The sequence below is a fragment of the Paenibacillus sp. KS1 genome, from assembly GCF_001680695.1.
GTDB classification, from domain to species: Bacteria; Bacillota; Bacilli; order Paenibacillales; family Paenibacillaceae; genus Paenibacillus_B; species Paenibacillus_B suaedae.
This window is the reverse complement of the sequence record NZ_MAIS01000211.1, coordinates 1-1,873: the sequence shown is the minus strand read 5'-3', so window position 1 is coordinate 1,873 and position 1,873 is coordinate 1. Positions and strand designations below refer to the sequence as shown.

Genomic DNA, 1,873 nt, shown 5'->3' with positions numbered 1-1,873 from the left:
TTTAGGCACTTTTAGTATGCAATAAACAGCCGTCTCAGGATCCAATACGTGAATGCCGTGTTTAGGTGAAGTTCCTGTCTTCCTCGAGTAACCACAACCTATATCATTATTATTCTCTTTGAAAAGAGAACTAAAAATGAATTGAAAACCGTATACTTTCGGCTCATAATTTGTAGTATTGTTAGATACGCTGTTATGAAGGTGCTGGCTTCGCAGAAATACAATTAAGTTATTTCGTTTTTCTATTAATCTCTTATAAGATCTTAAATTTTCTTTGGTCCTTCATATACATCATCTTTATTTGGTTTTCTTACGAATTGTTTACATCTCTCTTCACATGCTCCGAACTTAAGGAAATTATATTGTCCCTGTCTTAATGAAGCTACATTAGCCCCACCTTCATAGTCAGGATCATCAAATTGAACTCTATCATCTTCCCAAAAACAAATCTTACAGATGTAATCTGTTCCTGGCGGTTCTTCATCAAGTGTTCTAAAACCACAACATGGACAAGTATATTTGTTCATTTTCTCATTTCCTTTCAATGATATCAGTACTTTCACCTAACGTATTTTGTATCTACGAACCCAAGAGGCTTAAGGCGCGTAAACGTTGGGTCCGACGGACTTAGCCTCGCAGGGTTGTGTGCTGATTCACCTTCCGTGCCTACCTCTTTTTGCGAACCAAGGGCAACGTCCGCAATGTAGATACGGTGTTATACGAAGGATTTAACCATCTTTGACTAACTCACACTTCTCTTCAGAAAAAATAAGCCAAGTATTATAGGATCTTTTTTCCTTGCGCAAGTCATATACTTTATCCATATTAGTGAATTGTCCGACTTCTAATAATGGTATTCTTATTTCATTTCTATTCTTTGTGATCTTTTTGAAATCTATGAATAACCCATTTACAGTTTTCTCAATTAGTTGTTGCTTTATTTCTGCTGACATATTCATGTGATTTCTTCCTGTAAAATCATTGATCTTGTTGATAATTACTTTTGATAAGAGTATTCCATAATCAGTGATCTGCCTAACAAAGAGCTTATTAAACCATCCATCGTCATGTGCGTAATAAGAAACCTATCCATCGGCAATTTCTTCAATGGTCTTGCCAAATGTCCGAAAAATAGTAATTCTGCAATTTCTTCGTCAGTCCATTTATCTAAATCATCTTCACTTGCATAATCAACCCAACAAAAATCACCATAATTATAAACATCATCATTAATCAATTGATCTATTTCATTCTTCGTTACAATATCGAATCGTGTATGCTGGTTCCAATTCACATCATTAAAATTATGCTTCAATAAAATTAAATTTCCAGGTGGATCGGATACTGAATTCATAAATTCCTTAAACTCAATCCCATATGAGTAAAAATACTGTTCTTCCACATTACTACTCACATATATTAAATCTCTTAATTGCTTCTTTTGCTTCAATGAATACATCCTTTCAAGAATAATCCTTTGTTAAATCTTTCGTATAACGTTACCGTGTTCATGACGCGACCCAGCCTTAAATAGCTCTTATCTTAGGCTGGGTCATGTGTTGTCTCAATCACTTTCATGATTATACATCTGACAACCAAGGGGCGACGAATGTCGGCTCGCAGCGTGAATACAGTGTTATCTGAAGTAACACTCTTCTTGAAATACTTTCAGAAATTATTTTTGACCTTCTTTTAGTTTTATTAACTCTATCAATTTAAACCTCAGTTTCTCTATTACTTCCCATTCCTTACTCAAATCTTTATATATTGTTAGATCATATGATTCCAGAAATCTATACTTAGGAAACCATTCATAAAATGATTTAGAAAGCCATTCCTTCATCTTAAAACGCTCTAATGGATCTTCAAGTTT

4 protein-coding genes are annotated in these 1,873 nt (G+C 34.3%); all 4 read right to left on the bottom strand.

Features of this window, described 5'->3' with window-relative positions:
* Positions 1–263 precede the first annotated feature (263 nt).
* A complete protein-coding gene (locus BBG47_RS27860; protein WP_065294445.1) occupies positions 264–527 on the bottom strand; it encodes a CPCC family cysteine-rich protein in 264 nt (87 codons plus the stop codon).
* Between the two features lie 201 nt (positions 528–728).
* Positions 729–959: a hypothetical protein gene (locus BBG47_RS27855; protein WP_065294444.1), complete on the bottom strand. Its 231-nt coding sequence runs from the start codon at positions 957–959 to the stop codon at positions 729–731.
* Between the two features lie 38 nt (positions 960–997).
* Positions 998–1,450, bottom strand: a complete 453-nt coding sequence (locus BBG47_RS27850; protein ID WP_065294443.1) for a hypothetical protein — start codon at positions 1,448–1,450, stop codon at positions 998–1,000.
* A 225-nt stretch (positions 1,451–1,675) separates the two neighbouring features.
* Positions 1,676–1,873 (bottom strand): YxiJ-like family protein (locus BBG47_RS27845; protein ID WP_217492546.1); only part of this gene is annotated, 198 nt, incomplete at its 5' end.

Excerpts from the sequence above, each read along its gene's own strand:
- BBG47_RS27860 (WP_065294445.1), bottom strand. The coding sequence starts at position 527 with ATGAACAAATATACTTGTCCATGTTGTGGTTTTAGAACACTTGATGAA.
- BBG47_RS27855 (WP_065294444.1), bottom strand. The coding sequence starts at position 959 with ATGAATATGTCAGCAGAAATAAAGCAACAACTAATTGAGAAAACTGTA.